This window comes from Luteibacter yeojuensis (genome assembly GCF_000964085.1).
GTDB lineage: Bacteria > Pseudomonadota > Gammaproteobacteria > Xanthomonadales > Rhodanobacteraceae > Luteibacter > Luteibacter yeojuensis_A.
Genome location: NZ_JZRB01000007.1, coordinates 62718 through 89297 on the forward strand (window position 1 = coordinate 62718; position 26580 = coordinate 89297).

Here is a 26580-nt window from a genome sequence, read left to right on the forward strand (position 1 = left end):
CGCGAATACGAACGTGTGCCTGGCTGCAGGGCAGGCCCATCGCGCGAGATCAGGATCTGGGCGATGCCGCTCTTCATCGTGTCGACGATGGGCTGGGCGGCGGCAGGTACGCGTACGTCGACGCGGTCGAGCTTGTCGCGCCATTGGGCGGCCACGGCGTCGGCGTGCGTGGCGAGCCAGGCGCTGGCGTCATTCGGTGCTTCGACGAGGTCATCCTGCTTTACCGGGACGACCAAGCCGAGGTCGATGTGGCCGTGTGCGGGGACGTGTACGGGGTATAGGAGTGCGGCTTGGGCGAAGCCTGATTCGTCGTGCAGCGAACCGACGCCAGACCCAGCGTGGTCGCGAGGAGATGTCGCCGGCGAGCCGGCTCCTACAGGGGGAGCGGGTAGCGACAGGGTCGAGAGCGATTCGCCGTTGTCGATGCGTTCGGTCAGCATCTTTGGCATGTTTGCCGAGCCGATGACGGACGACGGTGCCTGTAGCGGCACGACCTTGCGTGCGCCGTTGACTGTGAGTGCCTTGCCGTCCCACGCCACGTCGCGGATGGTGGCGATGCCGCCGGGGGCGTTAAGGAACTGCGTCGGGGGATTCACCTGGAACGGCCGTGCGGCCAGCATCAGGGTGATGTCTTTCGCCGCATCGCTGTCGTTGGCGATGCGGTACGACAGCACAAGCTGCGATGCGCCGGGCGCGCCCTGCGCAAATGCCGTCGTGGTCAGCGACACGTCGCCCTTCTTCCACGTCACCGACGGCATGGGCAGGTAGCGATCCCGCAGCGACTGGGTCTCGGTGACATCCGCCCATGTGACGAGCTTGCCGCCGTCGATCAGGAACGGCTCGATGGAGAACCCGCCACGCACGATCTCGACGGCGCCATCCTCGGAGATCAGCGCGGAATCACGGCTACCGCCATCCACGCCGACGATGGTCCAGTACGATTGCTCGCCGGAGAAACCACGCGGGTACAGCCCGCGGCGGATCGCCTTCGCTCGCTGCTCGAACACCGCGTTGGGCGTTGGTGGCGGCACCGGCACGGCCTCAGGCTTGCGCGGCACCATGGTGAGGTTGTCGAAGCACAGCTCGCCCTTGTCCGGGCCCATGGCCGGCTGCGCTTCCTTGTAGACGACGAACTCCACCTCGCGCGTCTTGCGCAACGTGCGGTCTTTCACGGGGCCCCAGGCGAATTCCACCTGGCGGCTCGTTGCTTCCATCGTCTTCCACGCCGCGGGTGGCACGAACCCCGCCTGCTGGTACCACCACACGTTATCGCCGCTGGCGTCGATCAGCTTCAGCTGCAAGGTGTTGGCCGGCATGCTGCCGCGCACGTCGAAGCTGAGCGCGAAGCCTTCGGGGAAATCGATGGGCAGCGTCTTGCGGATGGAAGCCGCACCCGATACACCGTTGAAGTCGAAGGCAAGGCAAACGGCCTGGCCGTTCTTGCCGGGCGCGGTGTGCAGCGAGGCGGAAACGTCGTCGGTGTGCGTCGCGACCCAGCCCGTCGTCGCGTCGAAGGTAGCGAGCTTGGTGGCGCTCGCGGCGACCGACGCGAAAAGCAACCCGACTGCCACAGCGCACTGTGGGAGCGCGCTTGCGCGCGATGCTTTTTTCGAGGGGCTGGAGCTATCGCGCGCAAGCGCGCTCCCACAAGAGGTGGGCGGGTTGGGGAGGGAACTGGACATCGCGTTAGCCTTTCACACTGCCGAGCAGCAACCCTTCGAGGTAGTAGCGCTGCAGGGCGAGGAACAACACCAGCACGGGCAGGATGGTGACCACCGAGCCGGCCATCATCAGCTCGCTATCCTGCACGTGTTCGCGCGATAGCGAGGCCAGCGCGATGGGCAGCGTGTAGTGCTCCTGGCCGGTCAGCGCGATCAACGGCCACATGAAGTCGTTCCATGCGGCGAGGAAGGTGAAGATGGCGAGCGTCACCATGATTGGCTTCAGCAGCGGCATGATGATGGTGGCGAAGATGCGGAACTCGCCGGCGCCGTCGATGCGCGCCGCTTCCATCAAATCGTCGGGGATGCCGCTGGCGTACTGGCGCACCAGGAAGATGCCGAAGATGGTGGCCAGCGCCGGCACGATCACCGCGCCGTAGGTATTCACCAGGCCCATGTACTTCAGCAGCAGGAACAGCGGCAGCATGGCCACCTGCGCGGGGATGACCAACGCACCCAGCAGCAACTGGAAAATGCGCGCGCGGCCCTTGAACTCCAGCTTCGCGAACGCGTAGCCCGCCATCAGGTTGAAGGCGAGCGAGACGACGGTGATGCAGGTGGAGATCAGCAGGCTGTTGAACAGGTAACGGCCCATGCCCGCGTTCATGAACAGCTCGCGGTAGTTGGCCAGCGTGGCGTGCGTGGGCAGCACCGGCGGCGGCAGCGCGCTCGCCTCGCCCTGGGTCATGAACGACACCGAGACCATGTACAGCAGCGGCGCGATGGCGATGGTGGCCGCCGCGATGAGGAGGCCATTGATGACGGCCTTGGCCATGCGCGGGCTCATGCCGGCTCTCCCCGCTTCGACAGGCGAAGCATCGCGGCGGTGACCACGAACATGATCACGAACAGGATGAAGGCCACGGCGGACGCCGAGCCCAGGTTCCACCACTTGAAGCCTTCTTCGTACATCAGGTACAGCACCGACGTGGTGCTCTGCAGCGGGCCGCCTTCGGTCATCACATACGGTTCGGCGAACAGCTGGAAGTAGCCGGAGACGGTGAGGATACCGACCATCACCATGGTGGGCTTCAGCATCGGCAGCGTGATATGGCGGAACTGCGCCCAGGCCGAGGCACCGTCGATGCGCGCGGCTTCGTAGAGGTCACCCGGGATCGCCTGCAGGCCGGCCATGAAGATGATCATGTTGTAGCCGAAGTTCTTCCATACGGCGAAGAGGATGATCGTGGGCATGGCCCAGTGCGGGTCGCCCAGCCAGTCCACCGTGGGCATGCCGATCGAATCCAGCGTGTAGTTCACCAGGCCGTACTTGGTGTTGAACAGGTAGCGCCAGATCACCGCTACCGCCACCACCGTCGTGACGACAGGCGCGAACAGCGCGGTGCGGAAGAACGGCTTGAACCGCGCGAGCGGCGAGTTCAGCAGCATGGCCGCGCCCAGCGACGCACCCAGCGACAGCGGTACGCCCACCACCACGAAATACACGGTGTGGCCCAGCGCCGACCAGAACAGCGGGCGCTGCAGCAGCGTCCAGTAGTTCTCCAGCGCCACGAAGCGCAGGTTGCGGATGTCGGCCAGCGCGTAGAGGTCGTAGTCGGTGACCGAGAGCACCAGTGCGGCGACCACCGGCAGCAGGAAGAACAGGCCGAGGACGATCAGCGCGGGGGTGATGAAAACCCAGGCGGCGCGGGTGGTATTCATGGCGTTGCCTTGTGGCCGTGGTCGAGCATCCAGCGGCGTTTCTCGAGGAGACGATCGGCGCGGCGGTCGATCTCGGCCGCGGCCTGGTCGATGGTGAGGTCGCCGTGCGCGGCCTGCGCCGCCACCAGCTGCATCTCGGTGACGATGCGTTCCCACTCAGCCACAGGTGGCGTGGCCTTCACGCGCTCCAGCTGGTCGCGGAACGCGATGGCCTTGTCGTCATCGCGCAGCGCCGGCGCGGCCCACGACGAGCGGCGCGGCGGCATGTCGCCGAGGATCTGGTAGAAGCGCTCCTGGATGGCGGGGCGCGACAGGAATTCGATGAGCGCCCAGGCATCGTCCTTGTGTTTCGAGGCGCGGTAGATGACAAGGCTGGAGCCACCGGCGTTCGACGCGCCGGGGCCCGTCGGGCCTGGCAGCGGCGTGGTGCTCCAGTCGCCCTGTTGCCCGGGCGGCAGGCGCTTGCGGAACTCGCCGATATTCCACGGGCCGGAAAGATAGAACGCGTAAAAGCCCTGGCCGAACGCGGCCCAGGGGTTACCGATGCCGACGTTCGTCATCATCGGCGCCTGCTGCTCCTTGAACAGCGAGACGTAGAAGGCCAGTGCCTTCTTGAAGCCGGCGCTCTGGAAGTTGCCGTAGCGCCCGTCGTCGCGCAGCAGGGGCTCGGGCTGCTGCAGCGCAAGCGCCAGCAACTGCTCGAACTCGTTGGTCGGCAGCAGCACGCCAAAGGCCTTGCCCTTCGGCTGCGACAGCTTCGCCATCATGGCCTGCCATTCCGCCCAATCCTTCGGCGGGTGGTCGTACCCCAGCTTCGCCAGCATGTCCTTGCGGTAGAACAGCAGGCGCGTGTCGACGTACCAGGGCACGCCATACAGCGTGCCGTCGATGACATTGGTGGACCAGATGGCCGGGAAGTAATCGCCTTTGTCGACCACTTTCGATGCATGGACGCGCGCATCGAGCGGCTCCAGCGCGCCGAGCGCCACCATCTCCGGGATCCACGTATTGCCCAGCTGGGTGATATCCGGCGTGGAATCACCCGCGTAGGCGGTAAGCAGCTTCTGGTGCGCCGCCGTCAGCGGCAGCTGCTGCACCGACACATGCAGGCCCGGGTGCTCGCGCTCGAACTCGGGCAGCAGCTTCTGCACCGCCTCGCCCTCGCGGCCGATCGTCCAGAACTCCAGCGTGCGGGTTCCGCTGTCTTCCTTCGCGCACGACGCGAGCCCCGCGCTGGCAAGCACCAGCGCGGCGACGAGGGCAAGGCGGGCAACGCGCATCACCACAGGTTGGAAGCCGTCTCGGCGTCGAGCCAGCCACCCGTGAAGCCGGCGCGCTGCAGGCCCTTGCGGATGTACGGGTTCTTCTTCATGACGTTCCACACGAACTCGCTGCGGTAGTTCTCGATCATGAGCACGATGGGGCCCTGGTCGATGCCCAGGTGCACGGTATCGGCCCAGCCGAAGCCCGGCACGAGCTGGCCGGTGCGCAGGTCGGTCTTGGTGTCGAAGCTGAGGTTGAACGCGTCGACGAAGCCGTACTTGGTGAAGATGTGCTGGCCGTACTTCTTTTTCATCTCCTCGAGTGCGGGGATGACGATCTCGGGCGCAAAGGCGATGGAGCCGCCTGCGGCCGTCGGCACGATGGTGCCGTCGTCGGAGATGTAATCCAGGCCCGCGCCGCGCGCGGTGTAGCCTTGGAACGTACGCTCCTTGTCGCCCTGCTTGATGATCAGGCCGCCCGGGCCATTGCTGGCGGTGAGGCCCCACACGTTCTTGCCGTAGCCCTTCCAGCCGCCCGGGTTGGCGATGGCGTAAGCCTGCTGGGAATACGTGGCGCGGCGGCTGTTCTCGAAGTAATCCAGGCCCTTCTCGCGGTTCCACGCATCCTTGATGCCGCGGAAATCGATCCACGTATGGCTGTACTGGTGGCCGAACATCGGCGCGAAGTTAAGGAAGGTCTGGCCGTGGAACTCGCCCCACGTACGGTCGTAGGTCTTCGTCCACGCCGCCCAGGCATCGTCACCCACCGGGTGCGTCGGCGAGCCCAGCGCCATGATGTAGACCATCATGCCTTCGTTGTAGCCGGCCCAGTCGTGCGGGATGGCCTTGCCGCCCGGCGTCCAGCCCATGCTGATGAGCGGCGCGTTGTGCTGCAGCCAGGTCCAGTCCACGCGGCGGTAGATCTGGTCGGCCAGGTCGCGGATCGCTTTTTCCTTGGGCGTATCGTGGTCGTAGTAGCTCTGCGCGAACAGCACGCCGCCCAGCAGCAGGGTGGTATCGACCGACGACACTTCGACCCAGCGCGCGAAGCGCTTGCCGGTCTTCATGTCGAGGAAGTGGTAGTAGAAGCCGTGGAAGCCGGTGGCGTCGTCCTCGGAATCGTTCTGCGCGGATTCGTTGAAGAACTTCAGGGTGGCCAGCGTGCGGTCCACCGCCTGCTCGCGCGTCACGTAGCCGCGCTCCACGCCCACGCCATAGGCGGTAAGGCCAAAACCCACCGAGGCGATCGAGGCGAACGAATCGGTCGGGTAGTGATCGGGAATGAGACCATTCTCAGGGTTGGCGCTGTCCCAGAACCACTGGAACGTGCGCTTCTCCAGGTCGGCGATCATCGGCGGCACCGGGTGCAGATCCTTCGACGGCATGGCGGCCTGGGCCGGGTGGGCCTTGGTGGCGGCCTTGGGCGTCTCGCCGGCAAAGGCCAGCGGCGCGGCGCAGGCCATCAGGGCGGCAAGGGCGAGGGTGAGGCGCTTGGTGGCGGAGGCTTTCATGGGGGGGATCCTTGGAACGGTGAGGCTAGCGCTGGCGGCGTGGGGATGGCGCCAATGTAAACGTTTACGCCGAAAGGTCAGAAGAAGGCCCCGAAGGGCCCTGGATACCACCGGGACCATACGGCGCCCGTATGCCCGTGTCCATGGGCCGCAGGCTCACGCGGCCACCTGCGGCGCCGGGCATTCCCGCGCGATGAACTGCTCGTGGGTAGGCATGAGGTCCACGTTTTTCGACACCACCTCGCGGACGCTGGCCATGAACTTCGGCAGGTCGGCGTCGGGCATCTGGTCCACCATCGGGTGGTAGCCGGTGGGCATGATGCCCTGGCCCACCATGACCTGGACCCAGCTCACCATGGCGAACATCTCCTCGGCATTGCGGAAGAAGCGCCCGCTGTGCCGGAACAGGTCGATGTTGGCCTGCAGCGAGTCGGGTATGGACATGGTGCGGCAGTGGTCCCAGAACGGCGTGTCGTTCCGCTCCGTGGCCTTGTAATGCAGGATGAGGAAGTCGCGGATGCGCTCGGCCTCGAAACGGCTCTGCGCGTTGTAGCGCTCCACCAGCACCGGGTCGATGTCGCCGGTGGCCGGGAAGAGCTGCAGCAGGCGCGAGATGCCCGACTGGATCATGTGGATGGACGTGGATTCCAGTGGCTCCATGAAGCCACTGGCCAGGCCCAGCGCCACCACGTTGCGCATCCACGGCTGGCGGCGCACGCCAGTGGTGAAGCGCAGCGGCTTCGGGTCGGCCAGCGCCACGCCGTCGAGGTTGCCGAGCACGGTGGCCGCGGCCTCGTCGTCGCTGATGTACTGGCTGGAATACACGTAGCCATTGCCCGTGCGGTGCTGCAGCGGTATGCGCCACTGCCAGCCGGCGCCGCGCGCGGTGCTGCGCGTGTACGGCGTGGGCGGGCCCACCTTCGCGCAGGGCACGGCCATGGCGCGGTCGCAGGGCAGCCAGTGGCTCCAGTCGTCGTAGCCCGAGCGACAGGTGCCTTCGATCAACAGGCCGCGAAAGCCCGTGCAATCGATGAAGAGATCGCCCTCCACGCGGTCGCCGTTTTCCAGGCGCACCGCGGTGACATGGCCGTTCTCCGGATTCGTTTCGACGTCTTGCACCTTGCCTTCGGTACGGCGCACGCCGAGGCCTTCGGCGAACTCGCGCAGGAAGCGCGCGTACAGCGCGGCGTCGAAGTGGTACGCGTAGGCGATGCTGCCCAGCGGGTTGTTCGCGGGCACGTCGACGGGCGCCGGCATGAACTTGCCACGCATGGCGGCCACGGTGTTGACCGAGTAATCGAGCAGGTCTTCCGCCTGGCCACGCAGGCGCGCCTTGATCCAGTACTGGTGGAACGGCAGCAGGCCAATATCGTGGCCCATGGTGCCGAAGCCGTGCACGTAGCTGTCGCCGAGGCGGTTCCAGTCGCGGAACTCGATGCCCAGCTTGAAGGTGCCTTGCGTGCGCGCCACGAACTGCGCTTCGTTCAGACCCAGCAGCTGGTTGAACGCCTTGATGTGCGGCACGGTGGCTTCACCGACGCCGACGATGCCGATCTCTTCGGATTCGACGAGGCGGATGGTGGCTTGCCGGTTGAGCGTGCGTGCGAAGGCCGACGCGGCCATCCAGCCGGCGGTACCGCCGCCGACGATGACGATGTTCGTAGTGCCGTTAGCCATCGCGCCCAACCACCAAGCCTGGAATGAAAAGGCGCCCGCGGGGAGACTCGCGGGCGCTAAAAGCGGGCCTTGCCGGTCATGCCCACCGGCGAGGCCCGTACCACGTACGCGTTGCGGTGCTTAGAACTTGAAGCCGGCGGTGAACTTGGCCGTGCGGGGCACGCCCGACAGGTTACCCAGTTTGTTGTACGACACCGGGTTACCCGTCGTGCCAGGACCCACGTTCGGCGAGTAGTCGGCGAAGTTCTTCCAGTTGAACACGTTGAGGATGTCGAAGCGGATATAGAACTTCGTCTGGTCGTTCTCGTCGATCACGAAATCCTTGGTCGCCTGAAGATCGAGTTCGCGATAGCCAAAGATCTTGCCACCGATAAGGAACTTCGAGGCTGCCGGGACACCTGCGATCGGGTACGACGACTCGCCATGCTCGTAGTAGCAACCGCTGCCGCAGTTCTGGAAGCCATTCCACGGGAGCGGCGTGGCCACGATCAGCTTGCCCGAGAACGTGAAGCCCCACGGGCCGTCCAATGAGCCAGTGGCCACGAAGCGATGCTTCGCTGCCGCGTTGGAGGTAATGAACGGATAGTCGTAGATCGTGGCTTCGTCGAACGAGTAGTGTTCGTTGATGTCGCGGTTCTGCTTGGCGTGGCTGTAGGTGTAGGCGAAGTTGGCGCTCCAGCCCGATTCACGCGTGTACGGCTTATCCGCCGACAGCAGGACCTGGGTCGTGGCGGTGCGGATACCGTTGTTGCCCACGATCATCGAACCGAAGCCCGGGATACCGTTGTTCCACGGCTGGCTGCCGTTCTGGAAGAACGAGCCATCCGGATAGCGGTTGCCCAGCGTGAACGCGAAGCCATCGTACGAGAGAACGCGGGTGATCGTCGCATCCGTGTTCCAGTCGCCCACCTTGTTCGACATGCCGATGCTGAACTGGTCGGAATACGGCGCCTTCAGGTTATTGTTGAGCATGTCAACTTCCTGACCCAGGTTCGTGCCGTTCACGAGACCCTGGAGTGTGGTCAGGCCGTTGAGGTAGGCCGGATCCCACGCGAAGCAGCTGTTGGCGCCCACAGTGCAGGGATGGCTCGCAGTGTTGATGTTGATCTGCTGGTACGGCAGCGCCGACTTGGTCTGTTCGAGCTGCAGATAGTCGTACAGGTTGCGGTCGTAGGAGCGGCCGGCACCGGCGTGGATCACGTGCTCTTCGTCGGCGAACAGGTCGTATGATGCACCGAGGCGGGGGGCCCACTGGTTCTGCGCCTTACGCTGGCTGCCGTTGCTGATGTAGTCCTGGTAGTTGACGCCACCCTTCGCCAGTGTCTGCGCATAGGTCTGGCCCGGGAACAGCAGCTGTGCGTTCGGGTCGAGTGCGCTGAACGCAGCGACGACGTTGGCCGGCGTCTGCCAGTCGAGATACGACGGGGTTTTTTCCTTGTCCCAGCGCACGCCGATGTTCAGGGTGAGGTGGTCGTTCACCGACCAGTCGTCCTGAATGTACGCGCCGAACTGCTTGTCCTTCGTCTCGGAGACCGAGTTCAGGCCAGCCACCGGGTTCGAGAACTGGATTTTGTACGGGATCGCTTCCGTTCCGGTCGGATCGACGTTGTAGGTGTACTGGGGATTGACGTTCTGCGCATCCTGCGCGTGCAGCGTCACTTCCTTGTACTTCCAGCCGACCTTCACGACGTGGTCGCCCTGCCACGAGAGGTCGTTGAACGTAAAGTCATCCTGGATCAGCGGACCTTCTTGCCCCTTGATCTGAGTGGCCAGCGGCGACGCTGCACCGATACCAATGATCGTGGCGTCGTTGGCCGGCTTCCAGGTGTAGTTGTAGCCGTTGCCGTAGTTGACGGGGAGCGGGTCGTTGGACGAGTTCTCGTACGACGCCTTGAGTTCATTGAAGTACCAATCACCACTGTGCTGCCAGCGGAACGTGCCGCGGGTGTCGTGGTTCTCGGTAACGATCGACTGCTCGCGCGACTGGCCGGTGCCGATATTGTCAGCCTGGGTCTCGCGGCGCACCTGCGTGCTGATCTCGATACGGTCACGATCGCTGAATTCCCAGTCGATCTTGCCGAAGTAGAGTTTTTCGTCGAACGGCAGCGACGCAGGCCCGAAGGCACCCTGCACGTTCGTCGGCAGCAGGCCGAGCGAGCTCGCAGGTGCATCGGTGCCAGGCGTGACGGTGATCGGCGTATCAAACTTCTTCTGCTCGAACGTCACGAAGAAGTGCATCTGGTCCTTGATGATTGGACCACCCAGCGCGAAGCCGTACTCCTTTTCGAACGAACGGGCCTTGTCGCCTTCTTCCTCCGCCGGGGTGCGGCTGCGGTACTTGTCCGAGGTGTAGGTGTCGAACACTTCGCCGTGAAACTCGTTCGTACCCGACTTCGTCTCGGCGGTGATCGCGGCCGACGACACCTGGTCGTACTCGGCCTTGTAGTTCGTGGTGATGACCTTGTACTCGCCGATGGCGAGCTGCGGGAACGGGTTGCCCTGGCTGTTGACCTGGCCGGAGACGCCGCCCTGCTTCACGTAGCTCTTCTGGCCGACGCCGTCGATGAAGACGTTTACCGAGCTATCGTTTTGGGCGCCGCCACGAAGCGACGTGTGGCCCTGAGCGTCGACGTTAAACACCATGCCCGGCACGGTATCGGCGAACTCGAGGAAGTTGCGCGACACCTGCGGGATGGTCTGGATCTGGCGCAGCGAGATGTTCTTCGCCACTTCGGGCGTCTTCACTTCGGTCAGCGTCGAGGCGCTAACCGTGACACCTTCGAGCGACGCCGCGTTGGCGGCGCTGGCGGCCACCGGGGCCGACGAGGCGGCTAGGTTCAGCGTCGCCGTGGAAGCCACGGTGAGCGTCACGTTCTGCTGGGTGTTCGGGCCTGCGTCGACCTGATACGTCGCCGGCGGCAAGCCGTTGATGATGTAGTTGCCATCGGCGCCGGCCGTCGCCTTGCGACTCAGGCCCGTGGACGGGTTGAACGCGGTGACGGTGGCACCCGGCGTGGCCTTGCCCTTCAGGGTGGCGACCACGGTCTGGGCCATGGTGGGTGCGGCGGTGGCGGCGATGCTGGCGGCGATGACACCGCACAGCAGCTTTTTCTTCATCTGCATCGGAGCTTTCATGGTACCCCTCTCTCCCAATCTTCTTCTGAGTGTGTGACCCGGCCCGCTTGGGCGTGGACACGGTGGCCGGCCTTGCGGCCGCATCGCGGTGGTCTGGGCCACCTCTGTTGTCGGCGATCGCTCGCCACGCCCCCGCCCGTTCCACTGCGGCCCGAATGGTTGTCGCAATCCATCAATGGCGCCGTCCTGGTTCCCGCCACGGCCCGGCAAGCCGTGTAATGCCGACGGTGGATCAGTTCCGTCGTCGCGCCTGGTCGCTGGCGCCACACGAGGCGCGTACGACGAGTTCGGTGCCCACGACCACGCGCGGCTCGGGCGCGGCGTCCTCGGGGGCTTCGATCATGCGTGCCAGGCGGTCCATCGCCGCTTCGCCCAGTTCCGCGATGCGCACGCGCACCGTGGTGAGGGGCGGCGAGACGTAGCGCGCCATGGGAATGTCGTCGAAACCGGTGACGGCGATGTCACCGGGCGTGGCCACGCCGGCTTCGGCGAGTGCCGAGAGCGCGCCGATGGCCATCATGTCGTTGGCGGCGAAGATGGCATCCGGGCGCGGCGACATGGCCAGCGCTTCCTTCGCCATGCGGTAACCGGAGGCTTCGGTGAAGTCGCCCTGCAGCACCACGGCGGTATCGCCAAGGCCCGCGGCGGCCAGGGCTTCGCGGTAGCCGCGTGCGCGTTCTTCCACGTCGTGGTTCACCGCCGGGCCGGCGATGAACACGATGCGCTTGCGGCCACCGGCCAGCAGGTGGTCGACCATGGCCTTTGCGCCGCCGAAGTCGTCGACGTCCAGCGCGGCGTGGCGCTCGGAGCGCACATGGCTGTTGATCAACACGGTGGGCAGGATGATCGGGAGGTTCTCGTCGAGGAAGGCGGCGTCGGCGTGCGGCGACATAACCAGCAGGCCATCGACGCGGCCCTGCATCGCGCGCAGGGCGATGGCGGCCTCGGTGGCATCGCCGTGCGAGCTCGACACGAGCAGGTACAGCCCGCGGGCGCGCGCGGCAAGGTCGATGCCGCGGATAAGCTCGGAGAAGAACGCGCCGTGCAGGTCGGGCAGGAGGGCGCCGATGGTCTGCGTGCGGCGGGTGATGAGGCTGCGCGCCGCGCTGTGCGGCACGTAACGCAGGCGGGCGGCCACCTCGCGGATTCGCTTTTGCGTTTCCGCGGTGACACCGCCATGGCCATTCAGTGCGCGCGAAACCGAGGCCACCGAAACGTTGGCCATCCTCGCGACGTCTTTGATCGTCACACTCACTTAAGTGGTCGCCCTGCGTCCCCGGCCCCTCCGGGGTTTGACGGCGCGGAACGTAAACGTTTTCAGCGAGCGTGTAAAGTGTGTTAAATCAAGGGCTTGTTGCACTGCACGAGTAAACGTTATTACGGGCAATACCACTCAGCGGCGAGACGCAGATTAGCTTTGCGAATCATGGGGTTGTGTGGTCTGCACCGGGATTTTGCGTTGCAGCACGCTTCTTCGCAAAACATTCACCTATTTGAATAGCTGCCGCAGCCATGAAACGCCATTTACGCGCTGCCATGTAAACGCCATTTACGTCGGTACACTCCCCCGAACCCAAGCGAAGGAGTCGTATGCATGAAGCAACTGCGCCGCGCCACCCTGCTCGCCCTGTCCCTGGCCACCCTGCCTGCCTTCGCCCAGTCCGATCGCGAAGTGGTGGAGAAGATGGTGACCCGCTCCGCGAACGTCTGCCCCGGGCATAGCACGGAGCGCACCACGCCCACTGTGCGCGCCACGCCCGTGGGCGCCCTGCGCGTCATGCTCGAACGTGGCCTGGTGATGTGCCCCGATCGCCGCCTGGACGCCGACGCGCCCGCCGCGTTTTACGGCCGCGTGGGCGTGTTCGAGTGGAACCCGGAAGTGAAGGGCGGCTCCGATGTGATCGTGAAGCAGATCGACGCGATGACCCGCAAAGATGAGTACCCGCAGGACACCCTGGTGTGGGATGCGAAGGGTACGGCGTTGAAGCAGCGCACGGTGCCGGCCTTCGAGGCCAAGCCCGGCGCCGCCGTGCTGTATCACGTGGAGTGACGGGGCGCCTGTAGCAGCGCGTCGAGCCAGCTGGCCACGTCTTCGTTCGTCGGCGCCTGCGCGGCGAAGAGGATGCGATACATCATCGGAGCCACCACGCCATCGAGCACAGCCTCGGTGGCGAGGGTGCTTTCGCCGCGCGCGGCGGCACGTTCGTGGATGGCATCCAGTTGCTGCGTGCAGTAAAGCGCGCACTTGCCCGTGTTCTCGGTACCGGCGCCCAGCACGTCGCGCAGCATGGCGCGGCCCGGGCCCGAGGACATTTCGTCGCGGTATTGCTCGAGCCACGCCAGCAGGTCACCCTGATAGCTGCCGGTGTCTTCCGGTGTCGCCTCGGGGCGCAGCGTTTCCACGGCCACATCGGCCAGCAGCTGGCCAAGATCGCCCCAGCGGCGGTAGATCGTCGACGGGGTGACGCCGGCGCGCGTGGCCACGGCGGGAACGGTGAGGGAATCGCGCGGGGCTTCAGCGAGCAGCTCGCGCACCGCCTGGTGGATCGCCGCCTGCACGCGGGCACTGCGGCCGCCGGGGCGCGGGCCGGCCGTGCGGGGGATGAGGGGCGTCGTGCTCATGGGGCCGATTCTAGAACAAAAGCGAAATATTTGCTTTAGGCAGCCAGCGGCGTAGACTAACGCACATTCTTTGCTTTTGAGCTTTCGCCATGAGTGTGCAAGACACTTGGCGGCCGATCGCCGTCCACACATTGACGCTGGGCACCTTCATCGGGGCCTCGGCCGCGCCGACGCCGCTGTATCGCCTTTACCAGGCCGAATGGCATTTCACGCCAGCGGTGCTGACGGCCGTGTTCGCGGTGTACGCGTTTTCGCTGCTGGCCGCGCTGCTTTTCGGCGGGCGCTTGTCCGACCACCTCGGCCGGCGGCCGGTGATCGCCGCCGCCATCGCGCTCGATATCGTCGCCATGCTGGTGTTCGTGCTGGCCGCGAACCCGTGGTGGCTGGCCGCGGCGCGCCTGCTGCAGGGCGTGGCGACGGGCGTGGCGATGGCCGCGCTTGGCGCGGCCGTGCTCGACATCGACCGCCACCGTGGCGCCGCCGTGAACAGCGTGGCACCCATGATCGGCATGGCGGTGGGCGCGCTGGGCAGCACGGCGCTGGTGGTGCTCGCGCCCGCGCCGTTCCAGACCGTGTTCGCGGTGTTCATCACCCTGCTCCTGGTCGCCTTCGTGCTGACGTGGCAGGTGCCGGAGACATCCGGCGGCAAGCCGGGCGCGTTCGCGAGCCTGCGCCCCACTGTGGCCGTGCCGCCGCAGGCCCGGCCTGCGTTGCTTGCGGTCACGCCGCTCAACATCGCGGTGTGGATGCTTGGCGGGTTCTATCTCTCGCTGATGCCGTCGCTGGTGGCGAAGACCACGCATTCGTCGTCGCCATGGCTGGGCGGCCTCACGGTGGCGGCGTTGATGTTCAGCGGCGCGGTGGCCGTGCTGTTCGGCCTGCGCCACGTCGCACTGCGCACGCTGGTGGCGGGCGCCATCCTGCTCGCGACCGGGCTGGTGCTGGTGCTTGCCGGCGCGGCCGCGGGCTCGGCACCCTGGCTGATGGGTGGCTCGGTGGTGGCAGGCATGGGTTTTGGCGCCTCGTTCCTCGGCGCCGTGCGCAGCGTGCTGCCGCTGGCCGGGCCGCATGAACGCAGCCACCTCATGGCCGTGTTCTACATCGAGAGCTACCTGGCCTTCAGCGTACCCACCATCGCCGTGGGCTTCCTCGCGCAGCAGGTGGGTCTGCCTGCGGCTGTGAACATCTACGCGGGCATCATCATCGCACTGACGCTGGCGGCCCTCGCATGGATCGCGACGCGCGCGCACCACGTGCGCGCGCCGGCCGCATCGTGAGGGTTCACCCGGCTGGGTGGGCCAGCGCGTAATCGATGGCGGCGCGTACCGCCGCCACCTGCGCGTCGTTGCATTCCCTGGGGGTGGCGCGCGGGCTATCGGGGTACACCTCGGTGGTGGTGCAGTAACGCGCCGGGGTGATGCCGGCGCACAGGCCGAGCTGCGCCAGCGCGTACTCGATGACCCCGTGCGCCACTTCGGGGGAGCCGATGATTTCGCCACGGGCATCCGCCGGCGCGATGTGCGTGACCTTCGCCACCGCATCGATCACGGCTTTCTGGAAAGCTGGCTGAGGCTTGGCGGCATCGTCGACGAGATAGAAGCCGTCGGGGACCTCGCCCGGTTCGTATTCCTTGCCGTCGCGTGCCGCCAGCGCGGGGCGGAATTCGGATTCGTCGGTGTCCGTGGTTTCGTGCAGGTCGATGTGCATCAGCACCTTGTCGCCCAGCGGCGCGAGCAGGCGCACCAGTGCCGCCGACTCCGCGGCCGGGCTGCCCTCGCGGAAGTTGCGGTTCGGGTCGATCGCATCGAAGTTCCAGCGGTGGATGCGTTCGTACGCCCACGGGCTGACGCACGGCACCACGAGCACGTTGGCGCGGCCGGCGTAGGCATTGCCGTGTTCACGCAGGAACTGCAGCGCGCCGTGCACGCCGCTGGTTTCGTAGCCGTGGACGCCACCTGTCACCACCATCACCGGCAGCTCGTCGTGCCACCCGCGCGTGCGCACCACCAGGAAGGGGTATTGCTCGCCAGCGTAATCGACGGAACCGTATTCCGTGACGTCGAACGCGGCCTGCAGCGGTTCGATGGCCGAAAGCACCTCGTCGCGGTAGCTGCGGTGCTTCACCTGCTTCGCACGCCAGGCCTCGATCTCGGCGGGGCCCCAGGGCGTGCCGGGCGTACCGATGGGATAAGGCGTGGCGTGGGTCATGGCGTGAGGCTCTGGCTTAGGGCTTCCCGATTGTATACGCGCACCCCGGTACAAGTGGCCTATGGCGACGGCGGCGGGGCGGGCCTACGCTGGGCTTCGCACATCGTTGGCCCGGAGGAACGCGCATGCACGAGCTTCGCCCGACGCACACCATCCGCTGGCCGCTGCTGCTCGTGGGCGCGGTGCTCACGGGCGTGGTGGCCCTTTCCGTCCATGTGGTGATGCTGCAGGTCATCGGCATTCCCTACCCCGCGCTAGGCGCGATACCGAAGTGGTTGTTGTCGTGCAACGGTGTCACGAGCTACATCGCCGTCGTGGTGCTGGCGCTGCTTGCCGCGAAGCCAACACCGCTGGCTGCCGCGTGGGTGCGGTGGCTGTTGCTGACCGTGGCTTACCTCATGATCCGCGAGACGCTGCGCGCCGGCATCATGGAGGGTGTGGTCACCACGACGTACGCGAAGCCGTTGCTGGGCGTGCTGCCCAACATCGTCCTCGGCCTGGTCGTATGCGGTATCGCCACCGTGGCGGCCGACCGCCTGCCGCGCTGGGCCGCCGTGGTGTTTGGCACGGCCGCCATGTATGCGGTGGCCACGTGGCTGGTGCGCCCTTACCTCATGGCGCCGCTCACCGCATGGATTGGCTCGCTGGGGCTGCCGGAGGGCGACGAGGTGTACAAGGCGCCCTATGGGTTCCACGTGCTGCTGCCCGCGTACCTCACGTTCGCCGAGGCCGTGCTGGGCGCGTTCGTGGCATGCCGGCTGGCGTGGCGTAGTGGCCGCTACGCGCTCGCCGGGTTCGCCGTCGCGATGACCTTCCTTGTGCCTTTCCTGCATGCGACGGCACTGTTGCCGGTGTGGCTGGCCATCGTCGGCCCACTGCCGTGGTGGGAAGGATTCCTGAGCGCGTTCCAGTTCTCACTGGAGCATGCCGTGCTCGGCCTGGGCGCGGCGTTCGCCTGGTGGTGGGCAGTGCCGCGCGGGGAGCACTAGCGCCGTGCCGTCACGTCGCGTGCGCACCGCCGGTCGCCGCCGGTTTGGGCGTACGGCCGTACCACACGCTACACGGATCGCCCTCGACCACGCGCTTGCGCGTCGCCATGCCCAGCCATGCGAAGCCGGCGCTCAGTGCCATCGCGCCGAGGTCCACGCCCAGCACGTCGTAGCGACCTTCGGCCAGCGTGCGGGCAAGGCGATCGCCGTGCAGCGCGATGTCGAGGATGCCGACGGCGGCCGACACGGCGGCGGTGGCGAACAACAGGTCGACCGCGGCTTTTGCCGGGCGCCGCCAGAACGTCCACGCCACCGCGGCGAAGAACGCGCTGAAACACACCGGCTGCACCACGTGGGTAGGCTCCGCGCCGAACAGCGGGGCGAGGTGGTTGCCAACGAACGTCACCGATATGGCGAAGCACGTGCCGAGGCACACGCCCACCGTGGCGGTGGCCATGGCGCGCACCTTCATCGGTTGCTCGGCGCTACGGCGCTTGCGCCGGGTTTCGATGTAAAGCAGGTTGCCCGAATAGAACAGGAAGGCGCCGGCCAGGCCGAGGATGAAGTAAAGCCAGCGCAGCGACAGGCTGCCGAACGTGCCGAAGTGCAGGCCGAAGATGGCCGAGTACGTGGCGTGGTTCGCATCGCGCGCCCCCGTCAGCTGCACGTTGAGGATGCGTCCGCTCGCGGGATCGACGGCAACCATGCCGTATTCACCGAGCGTCTTCGTGGACGTGCCGCGCACCTCCGCCTGCGCACCCGGCTGGCCGTAGTGGACGTAGCGCATGTAGTCGGGCTCGAAGTTCGCGGCGCCCGCGTCGAGCGCGGCCTTGCGTGCCAGTGCGCCGAGTTGCGCCGGCGGCAGCATGGCGATGTCGCCCGTGGCCTTGCCCTTCGCCGCGTTCGCGTCGGCCATCGCCGTCGTATCGGGCAGCGCGCTGGTCATGCGCTCGAACGCACCCATCAGCTTGCCGTCGAAGATCGCGGTGTTGAACGCCATCAGCGCTACCAGCGTTAAACACAGCAAGGCGCCGGTGACGGCGAAGATGATGTGGAAGGGCAGGCTGAGGATGCCGATGACGTTATGCGCGTCCTGCCACAGCCGCTTCAGGTTGTGGCCCGGGCGCAGCGCGAACATCTCGCGCACCAGGTTCGGCAGGTGGATCAACACGCCGGTGAGCAGTGCCAGCCCGTAGATGACGCTGACGATGCCCATGAGGTAGATGCCGATCTCGGGGATGCCGAGGTCGTAGTGCAGCTCGTAGACGAAATCCGCGAGGCCATGCGTGTGGTCTTCGGAATCATGCGCGGCGGCATCGTCGACGGCTTGCGTCTTCCACGTGCCGTCCTTCTCCATCCAGTAGGCGGCCACCTCGTGCGAGGGGTGCCCGGCCGCATACGTGACGCCAATCGAATCACGCGCGGCGGGGTGCTTCGCGACGATGTCGGCGACCATCGCGTCGGCCTGTTCCATCACCTTCGCATCCGCCAGCTCCGCCTGCGGCAACGCCCAGGTGTCGATGGGGTCGTGGAACATGGTCAGCGCGCCCGCGTAGAACGCGATGAACAGCGCGAAGCCAGCGAGCAGGCCTGTCCAGGTGTGCACGGTGGTGAAGGTGCGGAGGGTGCTGGACTTCATGGCTCAGAGACCGGGCAGGGTGTGCTTGGCGAGGAACAGCGCCGCGAAGGCGCCCACGTTGGCGACGGCCAGCCAGCCCCATGCGCGCACGCCGGTGCGGAACATGAAGGTGGCCGCGATCACCACCGTCCACAGGGGGAAGAACGCCACCAGCCACGGCATCAGCACGGCCTCGCTGGAACCTGGCCACAGGTAAACGACCAGGCCGATGACGGCCATCGAGAGCGGGCAGCCCAGCAGGATGCCGGCGAAGGTCTTGGCGAGCATCAGCGCGGCTTCCTTTCGTCACCGGCCGGCTTGAGCAGCCACAGCACGTAGGGGAAGGCCACGGCGCCGAGCATCAGGGCGGTCAGCGTTGAGAATATTCCGGGAAGCGTGGTTTCACCGGCGACCCAGCAGGCCAGCGCGCCCACCGCCAGCGCCCCTGCCGCCAGCTTGCCGCCACGGCCCAAAGGCCGCGCCAGCGCGCGCTGGTTGCGGGAGGAGAGGTAGGCGAGAGCCATGGCGGCGAAGGCCACCAGGCAGCCGAGGAAGTTCATGGGCGGGACCAGCTGGGTAGTTATTGATAATTGTTATCATTCACCACTTTGGGGTCAACAATGGTCATCGCTTGACCAGTGCTCAAGTTTTGACCAACCCAACCGCTAACTGAACATGGGGGTTTGGTAAAACTAGCGTTAACCCCCAAAGTTAAATTAGAATTAACCCCTCGCTCCATCAACGCGGTGCACCATCTCGGTATGCCGTGAGACAGGAAAACAACGTAACTACCTGATGTAACTGCCATGCTGACCATCACCTTCCTCGCCATCGTCCTTGCCACCTGCGTCCTCGCGGTCGCTTCGGTCAAGCGCGTGCCTGAGGGCCAGGTGTTCAGCGTGCGCCGCGTCGGTCGTACGCCTGCCCTCCTGTCGGCTGGCACCCATGTGGTGCTGCCCCTCCTCGACCGCATCACCCACAAGATCGACCTGGGTGGCCAGGTGCTCCGCTTCGACGGCGGCACGGTGTATTGGCAGGTGCTGGAGCCGGCCGCGGCCGATCCGGTCATCGAGGAAGCCCCGGAACTCATCCGCACCAACGTGGTGGCCGCCCTGCGCAACGCCGCCACCGCCCACGCCGCGGACCGCCGCGCCGTCGGCACCCAGTTGAAGCACGCCGTGAACGGTTCGCTCCGCGCCCGCGGCATGCTGGTGACACGCGTCGAGCTCGACGCCGCTTAACGTTCGTAATAAAGCTCGGCTTATTAGGGAGGCGACGGCAACGTTGCCTCTTTTTTTGTGCCCCGCGCCTGGCATGGGCGATACTTGCCCGCCTTATCGTAGACATTCGCCGCCAATGCCCGCCCGCGACGACCTCAAAGCCCTCCTCGAACGCGGCATCGCCCAGCTGCAGGTCGACCTGCCCGCTGGCGCCGTCGAGCGCCTGCTCGATTACCGCGAGCTGCTCGAGCGCTGGAACAGCGCCTACAACCTCACCGCCATCCGCGAGGCCCAGGCGCAGGTCACCCTGCACCTCATCGATTCGCTGGCCATCCTTCCTTATGTGCACGGCCGCACGCTGGCCGACCTGGGCACCGGGCCGGGCTTGCCCGGGATCCCGCTCGCCATCGCCGAGCCGGCCCGCGAGGTGCTCATGGTGGATTCGAACGGGAAGAAGGTGCGCTTCCTGCGCGAGGCCATCCGTTCGCTGAAGCTGGGCAATGCCAGGGCGCTCCAGAGCCGGGTGGAGGACGTGGAGGGCACGTTCGAGTGCATCACGGCGCGGGCCTTTGCCTCGCTGGCCGACATGCTGGGCTGGGGTGGGCATCTGCTGGCGCCAGGGGGTACGTGGCTGGCCATGAAGGGGAAGCACCCGGCGGAGGAGCTGGCGGGGGTGCCGGCTGGGTTCGAGGTCGAGGCGATTCACAGCCTTGGGGTGCCGGGGGTTGAGGGCGAGCGGCATTTGGTCGTTATTCGCAGGAGCTGAGCGCCTCGCGAAACGCTGTCGCGCACAGGGGTGCGCTCCTACAGGGGGCCATCGCGCGCAAGCGCGCTCCCACAGTAAAACGCCACAGATGCTACGCTAGCGCCCCTTCCGTGCACGGTAGCTAGCGACTTTCCATGGCCCGCATCATCGCAGTCGCCAACCAGAAGGGCGGCGTCGGCAAGACCACCACTTCCGTCAACCTCGCCGCGGCGCTGGCCGCCGCGAAGCGCAAGGTGCTGCTTGTCGACTTCGATCCGCAGGGCAACGCCACCATGGCGTCGGGCGTGGACAAGCACGAGGCCAAGCCGAACGGCTGCGAAGTGCTACTGGGTGAAGTGGGCATCGAAGACGTGCTGGTGCGCACCGAGGCCGGCTACGACCTGATGCCGGGCAATGGCGACCTCACGGCCGCCGAGCTGAAGCTGATGGACGGCATGGCCCGCGAGCAGCGCCTGAAGGAGCAGCTGGCCAAGGTGGCCGACCGCTACGACACCATCCTCATCGACTGCCCGCCGTCGCTGCACCTGCTGACGCTGAACGCGCTCACCGCCGCGAACGGCGTGCTCATTCCGGTGCAGTGTGAGTACTTCGCGCTCGAGGGCCTGTCCAGCCTGCTCGATACCATCACGGCCGTGCGCCAGCGCCTGAACCCCGAGCTCGAGCTCGAGGGCCTGCTGCGCACCATGTACGACGTGCGCAACAACCTCGGCAACGAGGTGTCGTCGCAGCTCACCACGCACTTCGGCGAAAAGGTGCTGCGCTCGATCATCCCGCGCAACGTGCGCCTCGCCGAGGCGCCCAGCCACGGCCAGCCCATCCATCTTTACGACCGCGGTTCGCGCGGCGCCATCGCCTATATCGGCCTGGCCGGCGAGATCATCCGCCGCGAGCGCGCCCTGAAGGGCGGCGCCGAGCCCAGCGACGCCGAAGCCACCGCGCCGACCACGCCCTAAGGAGCCCCCATGGCAACAGCGAAGAAACGTGGACTCGGCCGTGGCCTCGATGCCCTGCTGGGCGGTGGCGCCGGCCCGGAAGCCGCCCCCTCGGTCATCGAGCAGGAAGGCGAGCTGCGCACGCTGCCCATCCACCATATCCAGGCCGGCAAGTACCAGCCGCGCCGCCACTGGAACGACGAGGCGCTCGACGAGCTCGCCGCCAGCATCAAGGCCCAGGGCCTCATCCAGCCGGTGGTGGTCCGCGCCCTCGGCAAGAACAGCTACGAGCTCATCGCGGGCGAACGCCGCTGGCGCGCCGCCCAGCGTGCGCAGATGAGCGAGATCCCCGCGCTGGTGAAGGACGTGCCCGAGCAGTCCGTGCTCGCCATGGCCCTCATCGAGAACATCCAGCGCCAGGAGCTCACCCCGCTGGAAGAGGCGCAGGCCCTGCAGCGCCTCGTCGACGAGTTCGACCTGACGCACCAGCAGGCGGCCGACGCCGTGGGCCGCTCGCGCGCCTCGGTGTCCAACCTGCTGCGCCTCAACGAACTGCCGGCCGCCATCAAGCAGCTGCTCGACGAGGGCAAGCTGGAAATGGGCCACGCACGCGCCCTGCTCACGCTGCCTTCGACCATCGCCGAGCCGCTGGCCCGCGAAGCCGCCCGCAACGGCTGGACCGTGCGCGAGCTCGAGGAAGCCGCCCGCAAGGCCCAGCTGGAACCCAAGGGCAAGGCCAAGTCGGCCGCGCCGGCCGACCCCAACGTGGCCAACCTCGAGCGCGAGCTGGCCGAGCGCTTCGCCACCCGCGTGGAGGTGGCCCAGGGCCGCGGCGGCAAGGGCAAGCTCGTCATCCATTACCACAGCAACGACGAGCTCGACGGCATCCTCAGCAAGATCCGCTGACGCCCGGGCCTGTAAGGAAATGCCGACGCCGCCGGTCAAAGGGGATGTGAACCCCAAGCAGCGCCAGTACGAAGCCATGGTGCGCGCCCTGTCGGCGGACCTCTACCGGTTCGCCTGGTGGCTGTCGCGCTCCGAGACCGTCGCCCAGGACCTGGTCCAGGAGACGTTCCTGCGCGCTTGGAAGAACCTCGACGCCCTGCGCGACGCCGAATCGGCCAAGGCCTGGCTGTTCACCATCCTGCGCCGGGAACATGCCCGGCTTTACGAGCGCAAGCGCCTGGAGGTGGTGGAGCTGGACGATACGCTGCCCGAGGACGCCGCCTACGCCAGTCCCGAGCGCAGCGGCGATGCCGCGCAGGTACGCGAGGCCATCGGCCGCCTGCCCGATAAATACCGCGCGCCGCTGGCCATGCAGGTGCTGGGCGGCATGAGCGCCGACGAGATCGCCGAGAGCACCGGGCAGAAGGCCGGCGCCGTGATGACCCAGTTGTTCCGCGCCCGCCAGCAGCTCAAGAAGCTGCTGGGCGGCCGCGCCGCGGCCGAGGGGGGCCGGACATGAACTGCCTCGACTTCCGCCGCCGCATCAGCGCCGAACCGCGTTCGCGCGACCCCGCCCTGCTCGCCCACCGCGATAGCTGCACCGAGGGCTGCGCCGCGTTCTGGCAGCGCGCGCAGCGCTTCGAGGATGACGTGGAAGCCGCCATGGCCGTGCCCGTGCCGGATGGCCTCGCCGACCGGATCCTGCTGGCCCACGCCACCGGCGAGCGCCGGGCCCAGGTGGGCCGCCGCCGCGCATGGCTGGCCATGGCCGCCTCGGTGCTGATCGCGTTCGGTGGCGTCGGCATGCTATGGCGCTACAGCGACCAGCATTCGCTGCCGGCCCTGGCCGTGGCGCACATGCCGTGGGAGATGGACTCGCTGGCGCTGACCCGGCCGATGACCGACGACCAGGTGGAAGCCGGCTTCGTCGGCCGCGCCACGCACCTGAAAGGCCCGGCCCCGGGCATGGTCACCTACGTGCACGACTGCACCGTGGGCCCGTACCCGGCGGTGCACGCCGTCACCCGCATGGACGACGAGCCCGTGGTGGCGCTGTACATGCCGGGCAAGATGGACGGCAAGCCCGGCACCTTCCACCGCGATGGCTGGGATGGCCGCGAGCTACAACTGCACGGCGGCACGCTGGTGCTGCTGGCGCAGGGGGCGAGCCGCAAGGCGATGGAGACGGCGGAACGCGGCTGGCGCGCCGCCATCGAAGGGCCCGCGCCGGCATCGATCGGCCAGATCTGAACGAATGCCGCGGGCGCGGCCCACGCGGCCGCCGCATCGGCGATAATGCCGCCCGATCCCCCCTGACCGCCCCCGGAACCACGATGACCGACCTCGCCGTGGTCGTGCCAGTCTTCAACGAGCGCGACAATATCCCGCCCCTCCTTGCCGAGATCGCCCAGGCGCTGCGTGGCCGCGTGGATTTCGAAATCATCTACGTCGACGACGACAGCACCGACGACAGCGTCGCCGTGCTCACCGCGGCGAAGAAGGATTACCCCGAGCTACGTGTCATCCACCACGTCACCCGCAGCGGGCAGAGCACCGCGGTGGCCAATGGCGTCCGCGCCGCGCGCGCGCCGTGGGTGGCCACGCTCGATGGCGATGGCCAGAACGACCCGGCCGACATCCCCAAGCTGCTCGCCGCCCGCGATGGCGCCGGCCCGCAGCTGAAGCTCTTCGCCGGCTGGCGCGTCACGCGCCGCGACAGCTTCAACAAGCGCATCTCGTCGAAGATCGCCAACGCGGTGCGCTCGCGCATGCTGCAGGACGATACGCCCGACACCGGCTGCGGCCTGAAACTGTTCGAACGCGAGACGTTTTTGCGGCTGCCCTACTTCGACCACATGCACCGCTACCTGCCGGCGCTGGTCAAGCGCGCTGGCTACGCCAGCCAGAGCGTGCCCGTGGGCCACCGCCCGCGCACGGCCGGCACGTCGAAATACGGCATGCTCGACCGCCTGTGGGTAGGCCTGGCCGATTTGCGCGGCGTGGCGTGGCTCATGCGCCGCGCGAAGGTGACCAAGACCGAAGAAGTCTGAAATCGCGACGATATGTAGGAGCCCGCTTGCGGGCGACAGCTTTTCGCGAAGAGCAGCAGGGCCTGCGGCGTTGTCGCGAAAGATGTCGCCCACAAGTGGGCTCCTACGGTTACCGCAGCGACAGATCGCGCGGCACCCACTTGTCCAGCATCTCATCGGCCTTCTCGCGGCCCAGCTCGATGAGCTCGCGCGCGCGGTAAAACTCGTACACCGCCGAGACATTGCGCGGCAGCTCGATGAGCAGGTCGGGCTGGTAGGCGGCCAGGCGCAGGCGCGAGAGGTTCGCCTGCATCAGGTCCATCGCCTGGGTCATCAGCTCGAACGCACCGGGGTCGCGGCGCAGTTTCGATTCCGCCGTGCCCGGCAGCACCTTGCCGATGAGCCGACCCAGCTTCGCCGCGTAGCCGTGGTCGGCCACGGCCGCGACGTCTTTCTCCGGCGCCTTCTGCAGTTCCGCGGCGCCATCGACGCTCACCGCCACCACGTAGTCGGCGTCCTCGCGCATGAGCGGCAGCACGGGCAACGGGTTCAGCAGGGCGCCGTCGACCAGGCGGCGGCCGCCGTGGGTATACGGGCGGAACAGCGTGGGGATGGCGATGGACGCGCGGATGGCGTCGAACAGCGGGCCCTTGGTGAGCCACACCTCGCGTTCGCGGTCGATATCGGTGGCCACCGCCGTGTAGGCGATGGGCAGGTCTTCGATGTTCACTTCGCCGATAAGCTCGCGCAGCGCCGCCATGATGCGGTCGCCCTTGATGAAGCCACCCCCGGAGAAGCTCCAGTCGACGAGGCGCAGCACGTCGAAACGCGCCAGCGTCGATACCCAGTCGCGGTAGATGTCGAGCTTGCCCATGCCGTAGATGCCGCCCACCAGCGCGCCCATCGACGTGCCGGAGATGGCGACGATCTCGAAGCCACGATCCTCCAGCGCCTCGATGGCGCCGATGTGGGCAAGGCCCTTGGCGGCGCCGGCGCCCAGCGCGAGCGCGACGCGGGGTTTGCGGGGGTGGCCGTTCGCGGCGGGCAGCGCGCCCGGGTCGGCGATATCGAGTTCGGTCATGGAACGCAGTGCGGGATCAGTGGTGGTTGCCGTTGCCGTTCTGGTAGCCGGAGAGGGCCAGCTGCAGCAGGATCTTCATCTCTTCGCGCAGGGGCAGCGGCGACACGATCTCGGCATCGGGGCCGTATTTCAGTACGTCCATCAGCAGCTCGCGCGAGTTCGAGTACGGCACCTTGAGCTCGTAGCGGCCATCGGGCATCCACTCGCCCTTCTGCTGCGAGTGCCAGTGCTCGTCAGCCACCCAGCGGGCGGCGTGCGAGGTGAAGCGGATGGCGGCCCACGCCTTGGGCTTGCCCGCGAAGATGCCGTAGCTGGAGGCGAGCAGTTCGTTGAGCTCGGCGTCTTCGACGTCCCTGGCGCGCGCCTCGAGCGCGGTCGGCTCGGCGATGCGGTCGACGGCGAAGCTGCGCAGCGCCTCGCGGTCGTGGTCCCACACGTCGAGGTACCAGTTGTCGCGGTAATGCGTGAGGCGCTGTGGCGACACCGTGCGGCGCGTATCGGCATTGGTGGTGCGCGCGCGGTAGCGGAACGTCACCTGGCGGCGCTCGAGCACCGCGCCGGCCACGATACGGAACACCTGTTGGTCGAGCTTGCGCGCGCCCCACGAGATGACCCGGATGCGGTCGACGGGCAGCGCCTTGCCGCTGCCGTGGTCGGAGAGCAGGCGCTCGATGCGTGCCTTGAACGGTGCCAGCGCACCCGCCAGCACGCCCGGATCGGAGCGGCCGATGAGTTCGTTCAACGCCATGAGGGCGGCGAGCTCGTCGCTGGTCAGCCACAGGCCGGGCAGCTCGAACGAATCGCCCTCGCCGGCCTCGTAGCGGAACGAGGCCTGGTCGCCGGCGACGCTTTGCACCGGCGCGCCGAGGGCATCGCGCAGGAAGGCCACGTCGCGGTACAGGGTGGCGCGCGAGCACTCCAGTTCATCCATGAGCCGCGAGAGCGGAACCGGATAGTGCGCGGACTTCAGGAGTCGGTGCAGCGTGAGAATGCGCTCGTAGCGGTCCATGGGTTTCGCCGGCAGGTGGAGCTTTACGGAGTGTTACCGCGGGGGCGTGACGCCCGTATCTACGCCCGCCAAGCATGGCCTTGGGCCGAGCCATTCGCAAGGGCGAAGAGACGCAGCCAGAAGGCCGAGGCGGCGGCCGGATTTAGATCGATTTGCACGCGGAATCAATCAGGGTAAAAATAGACCTTTGCC

General features: G+C 66.9%; 24 protein-coding genes. 10 read left to right on the forward strand and 14 right to left on the reverse strand.

Annotated elements, in window-relative coordinates; genetic code table 11:
- Window positions 1-1686: 1686 nt before the first annotated feature.
- The 7 genes from VI08_RS04120 to VI08_RS04150 form a co-directional block, all read right to left on the reverse strand.
- Window positions 1687-2508: a carbohydrate ABC transporter permease gene (locus VI08_RS04120; protein WP_045828283.1), complete on the reverse strand. Its 822-nt coding sequence runs from the start codon at window positions 2506-2508 to the stop codon at window positions 1687-1689.
- The gene (locus VI08_RS04125; protein ID WP_045828284.1) at window positions 2505-3383 is read right to left on the reverse strand and encodes a carbohydrate ABC transporter permease; all 879 of its coding nucleotides are present in this window, start codon (window positions 3381-3383) and stop codon (window positions 2505-2507) included. The genes VI08_RS04120 and VI08_RS04125 overlap by 4 nt, the downstream gene beginning before the upstream one ends.
- Window positions 3380-4663: a sugar ABC transporter substrate-binding protein gene (locus VI08_RS04130; protein WP_045828285.1), complete on the reverse strand. Its 1284-nt coding sequence runs from the start codon at window positions 4661-4663 to the stop codon at window positions 3380-3382. Before VI08_RS04130 ends, VI08_RS04125 begins: the two co-directional genes overlap by 4 nt.
- On the reverse strand, window positions 4663-6156 hold the full coding sequence (locus VI08_RS04135) for a glucoamylase family protein (RefSeq protein WP_428992129.1): 1494 nt from the start codon (window positions 6154-6156) through the stop codon (window positions 4663-4665). Before VI08_RS04135 ends, VI08_RS04130 begins: the two co-directional genes overlap by 1 nt.
- Before the next feature lie 156 nt (window positions 6157-6312).
- Window positions 6313-7833: a tryptophan halogenase family protein gene (locus VI08_RS04140; RefSeq protein ID WP_045828286.1), complete on the reverse strand. Its 1521-nt coding sequence runs from the start codon at window positions 7831-7833 to the stop codon at window positions 6313-6315.
- 120 nt (window positions 7834-7953) lie between these two features.
- Window positions 7954-10956, reverse strand: coding sequence for a TonB-dependent receptor (locus VI08_RS04145; protein WP_232309457.1), 3003 nt, complete (start codon window positions 10954-10956; stop codon window positions 7954-7956).
- Window positions 10957-11200: 244 nt separating this feature from the next.
- On the reverse strand, window positions 11201-12223 hold the full coding sequence (locus tag VI08_RS04150) for a LacI family DNA-binding transcriptional regulator (RefSeq protein ID WP_084621244.1): 1023 nt from the start codon (window positions 12221-12223) through the stop codon (window positions 11201-11203).
- A gap of 363 nt (window positions 12224-12586) precedes the next feature.
- Between VI08_RS04150 and VI08_RS04155 the strand changes: the two genes are divergently transcribed.
- Window positions 12587-13018 (forward strand): hypothetical protein, encoded by a 432-nt coding sequence (locus VI08_RS04155; RefSeq protein WP_198148836.1) that lies wholly within the window; start codon window positions 12587-12589, stop codon window positions 13016-13018.
- Here VI08_RS04155 and VI08_RS04160 read toward each other — a convergent pair.
- Window positions 13006-13590 (reverse strand): TetR/AcrR family transcriptional regulator, encoded by a 585-nt coding sequence (locus VI08_RS04160; RefSeq protein WP_045828290.1) that lies wholly within the window; start codon window positions 13588-13590, stop codon window positions 13006-13008. The genes VI08_RS04155 and VI08_RS04160 overlap by 13 nt on opposite strands.
- Window positions 13591-13679: 89 nt before the next feature.
- Here VI08_RS04160 and VI08_RS04165 point away from each other — a divergent pair, with 89 nt between their 5' ends.
- The gene (locus VI08_RS04165; protein ID WP_045828291.1) at window positions 13680-14867 is read left to right on the forward strand and encodes an MFS transporter; all 1188 of its coding nucleotides are present in this window, start codon (window positions 13680-13682) and stop codon (window positions 14865-14867) included.
- A gap of 4 nt (window positions 14868-14871) precedes the next feature.
- Here VI08_RS04165 and VI08_RS04170 read toward each other — a convergent pair whose 3' ends face one another.
- On the reverse strand, window positions 14872-15798 hold the full coding sequence (locus VI08_RS04170) for a M14 family metallopeptidase (protein ID WP_045828292.1): 927 nt from the start codon (window positions 15796-15798) through the stop codon (window positions 14872-14874).
- A gap of 125 nt (window positions 15799-15923) precedes the next feature.
- Between VI08_RS04170 and VI08_RS04175 the strand changes: the two genes are divergently transcribed.
- Entirely contained in the window at window positions 15924-16787 is an 864-nt protein-coding gene (locus VI08_RS04175; RefSeq protein WP_045828293.1) for a hypothetical protein, read from the forward strand.
- A 10-nt stretch (window positions 16788-16797) separates the two neighbouring features.
- On the opposite strand, the gene VI08_RS04180 is transcribed toward VI08_RS04175, so the two are convergent.
- From VI08_RS04180 to VI08_RS04190, 3 genes are read right to left on the reverse strand one after another with little or no spacing between them, the layout of a single operon-like run.
- On the reverse strand, window positions 16798-18426 hold the full coding sequence (locus VI08_RS04180; RefSeq protein WP_045828294.1) for a PepSY-associated TM helix domain-containing protein: 1629 nt from the start codon (window positions 18424-18426) through the stop codon (window positions 16798-16800).
- Window positions 18427-18429: 3 nt separating this feature from the next.
- A complete protein-coding gene (locus VI08_RS04185; protein WP_045828295.1) occupies window positions 18430-18693 on the reverse strand; it encodes a hypothetical protein in 264 nt (87 codons plus the stop codon).
- Window positions 18693-18965, reverse strand: coding sequence for a hypothetical protein (locus VI08_RS04190; RefSeq protein ID WP_045828296.1), 273 nt, complete (start codon window positions 18963-18965; stop codon window positions 18693-18695). Before VI08_RS04190 ends, VI08_RS04185 begins: the two co-directional genes overlap by 1 nt.
- A gap of 246 nt (window positions 18966-19211) precedes the next feature.
- Between VI08_RS04190 and VI08_RS04195 the strand changes: the two genes are divergently transcribed.
- From VI08_RS04195 to VI08_RS04225, 7 genes are all read left to right on the forward strand, one after another.
- Window positions 19212-19646, forward strand: coding sequence for a hypothetical protein (locus VI08_RS04195; protein WP_045828297.1), 435 nt, complete (start codon window positions 19212-19214; stop codon window positions 19644-19646).
- A gap of 115 nt (window positions 19647-19761) precedes the next feature.
- The gene (gene rsmG, locus VI08_RS04200) at window positions 19762-20391 is read left to right on the forward strand and encodes a 16S rRNA (guanine(527)-N(7))-methyltransferase RsmG (RefSeq protein WP_045828298.1); all 630 of its coding nucleotides are present in this window, start codon (window positions 19762-19764) and stop codon (window positions 20389-20391) included.
- A 134-nt stretch (window positions 20392-20525) separates the two neighbouring features.
- Window positions 20526-21344, forward strand: a complete 819-nt coding sequence (locus VI08_RS04205) for a ParA family protein (protein ID WP_045828299.1) — start codon at window positions 20526-20528, stop codon at window positions 21342-21344.
- A 9-nt stretch (window positions 21345-21353) separates the two neighbouring features.
- Window positions 21354-22229 (forward strand): ParB/RepB/Spo0J family partition protein, encoded by an 876-nt coding sequence (locus tag VI08_RS04210; protein WP_045828300.1) that lies wholly within the window; start codon window positions 21354-21356, stop codon window positions 22227-22229.
- 19 nt (window positions 22230-22248) lie between these two features.
- Complete coding sequence (locus VI08_RS04215) at window positions 22249-22788, forward strand: sigma-70 family RNA polymerase sigma factor (protein ID WP_045828301.1); 540 nt, start codon at window positions 22249-22251, stop codon at window positions 22786-22788.
- Window positions 22785-23519, forward strand: coding sequence for a DUF3379 family protein (locus tag VI08_RS20720; RefSeq protein ID WP_052697679.1), 735 nt, complete (start codon window positions 22785-22787; stop codon window positions 23517-23519). Before VI08_RS04215 ends, VI08_RS20720 begins: the two co-directional genes overlap by 4 nt.
- Before the next feature lie 83 nt (window positions 23520-23602).
- Entirely contained in the window at window positions 23603-24319 is a 717-nt protein-coding gene (locus VI08_RS04225; protein ID WP_045828302.1) for a glycosyltransferase, read from the forward strand.
- A 109-nt stretch (window positions 24320-24428) separates the two neighbouring features.
- Here VI08_RS04225 and VI08_RS04230 read toward each other — a convergent pair whose 3' ends face one another.
- Window positions 24429-25379 carry a patatin-like phospholipase family protein gene (locus VI08_RS04230; protein WP_084621246.1) on the reverse strand — a complete coding sequence of 317 codons (951 nt, stop codon included), beginning with the start codon at window positions 25377-25379 and terminating at the stop codon, window positions 24429-24431.
- Window positions 25380-25395: 16 nt separating this feature from the next.
- Window positions 25396-26388 (reverse strand): helix-turn-helix transcriptional regulator, encoded by a 993-nt coding sequence (locus tag VI08_RS04235; RefSeq protein WP_045828303.1) that lies wholly within the window; start codon window positions 26386-26388, stop codon window positions 25396-25398.
- Window positions 26389-26580: the final 192 nt, after the last annotated feature.

Excerpts from the sequence above, each read along its gene's own strand:
- VI08_RS04120 (WP_045828283.1), bottom strand. The coding sequence starts at position 2,508 with ATGAGCCCGCGCATGGCCAAGGCCGTCATCAATGGCCTCCTCATCGCG.
- VI08_RS04125 (WP_045828284.1), bottom strand. The coding sequence starts at position 3,383 with ATGAATACCACCCGCGCCGCCTGGGTTTTCATCACCCCCGCGCTGATC.
- VI08_RS04130 (WP_045828285.1), bottom strand. The coding sequence starts at position 4,663 with ATGCGCGTTGCCCGCCTTGCCCTCGTCGCCGCGCTGGTGCTTGCCAGC.
- VI08_RS04135 (WP_428992129.1), bottom strand. The coding sequence starts at position 6,156 with ATGAAAGCCTCCGCCACCAAGCGCCTCACCCTCGCCCTTGCCGCCCTG.
- VI08_RS04140 (WP_045828286.1), bottom strand. The coding sequence starts at position 7,833 with ATGGCTAACGGCACTACGAACATCGTCATCGTCGGCGGCGGTACCGCC.
- VI08_RS04145 (WP_232309457.1), bottom strand. The coding sequence starts at position 10,956 with ATGCAGATGAAGAAAAAGCTGCTGTGCGGTGTCATCGCCGCCAGCATC.
- VI08_RS04160 (WP_045828290.1), bottom strand. The coding sequence starts at position 13,590 with ATGAGCACGACGCCCCTCATCCCCCGCACGGCCGGCCCGCGCCCCGGC.
- VI08_RS04165 (WP_045828291.1), top strand. The coding sequence starts at position 13,680 with ATGAGTGTGCAAGACACTTGGCGGCCGATCGCCGTCCACACATTGACG.
- VI08_RS04170 (WP_045828292.1), bottom strand. The coding sequence starts at position 15,798 with ATGACCCACGCCACGCCTTATCCCATCGGTACGCCCGGCACGCCCTGG.
- VI08_RS04175 (WP_045828293.1), top strand. The coding sequence starts at position 15,924 with ATGCACGAGCTTCGCCCGACGCACACCATCCGCTGGCCGCTGCTGCTC.
- VI08_RS04180 (WP_045828294.1), bottom strand. The coding sequence starts at position 18,426 with ATGAAGTCCAGCACCCTCCGCACCTTCACCACCGTGCACACCTGGACA.
- VI08_RS04185 (WP_045828295.1), bottom strand. The coding sequence starts at position 18,693 with ATGCTCGCCAAGACCTTCGCCGGCATCCTGCTGGGCTGCCCGCTCTCG.
- VI08_RS04190 (WP_045828296.1), bottom strand. The coding sequence starts at position 18,965 with ATGAACTTCCTCGGCTGCCTGGTGGCCTTCGCCGCCATGGCTCTCGCC.
- VI08_RS04195 (WP_045828297.1), top strand. The coding sequence starts at position 19,212 with ATGCTGACCATCACCTTCCTCGCCATCGTCCTTGCCACCTGCGTCCTC.
- rsmG (WP_045828298.1), top strand. The coding sequence starts at position 19,762 with ATGCCCGCCCGCGACGACCTCAAAGCCCTCCTCGAACGCGGCATCGCC.
- VI08_RS04205 (WP_045828299.1), top strand. The coding sequence starts at position 20,526 with ATGGCCCGCATCATCGCAGTCGCCAACCAGAAGGGCGGCGTCGGCAAG.
- VI08_RS04210 (WP_045828300.1), top strand. The coding sequence starts at position 21,354 with ATGGCAACAGCGAAGAAACGTGGACTCGGCCGTGGCCTCGATGCCCTG.
- VI08_RS04215 (WP_045828301.1), top strand. The coding sequence starts at position 22,249 with ATGCCGACGCCGCCGGTCAAAGGGGATGTGAACCCCAAGCAGCGCCAG.
- VI08_RS20720 (WP_052697679.1), top strand. The coding sequence starts at position 22,785 with ATGAACTGCCTCGACTTCCGCCGCCGCATCAGCGCCGAACCGCGTTCG.
- VI08_RS04225 (WP_045828302.1), top strand. The coding sequence starts at position 23,603 with ATGACCGACCTCGCCGTGGTCGTGCCAGTCTTCAACGAGCGCGACAAT.
- VI08_RS04230 (WP_084621246.1), bottom strand. The coding sequence starts at position 25,379 with ATGACCGAACTCGATATCGCCGACCCGGGCGCGCTGCCCGCCGCGAAC.
- VI08_RS04235 (WP_045828303.1), bottom strand. The coding sequence starts at position 26,388 with ATGGACCGCTACGAGCGCATTCTCACGCTGCACCGACTCCTGAAGTCC.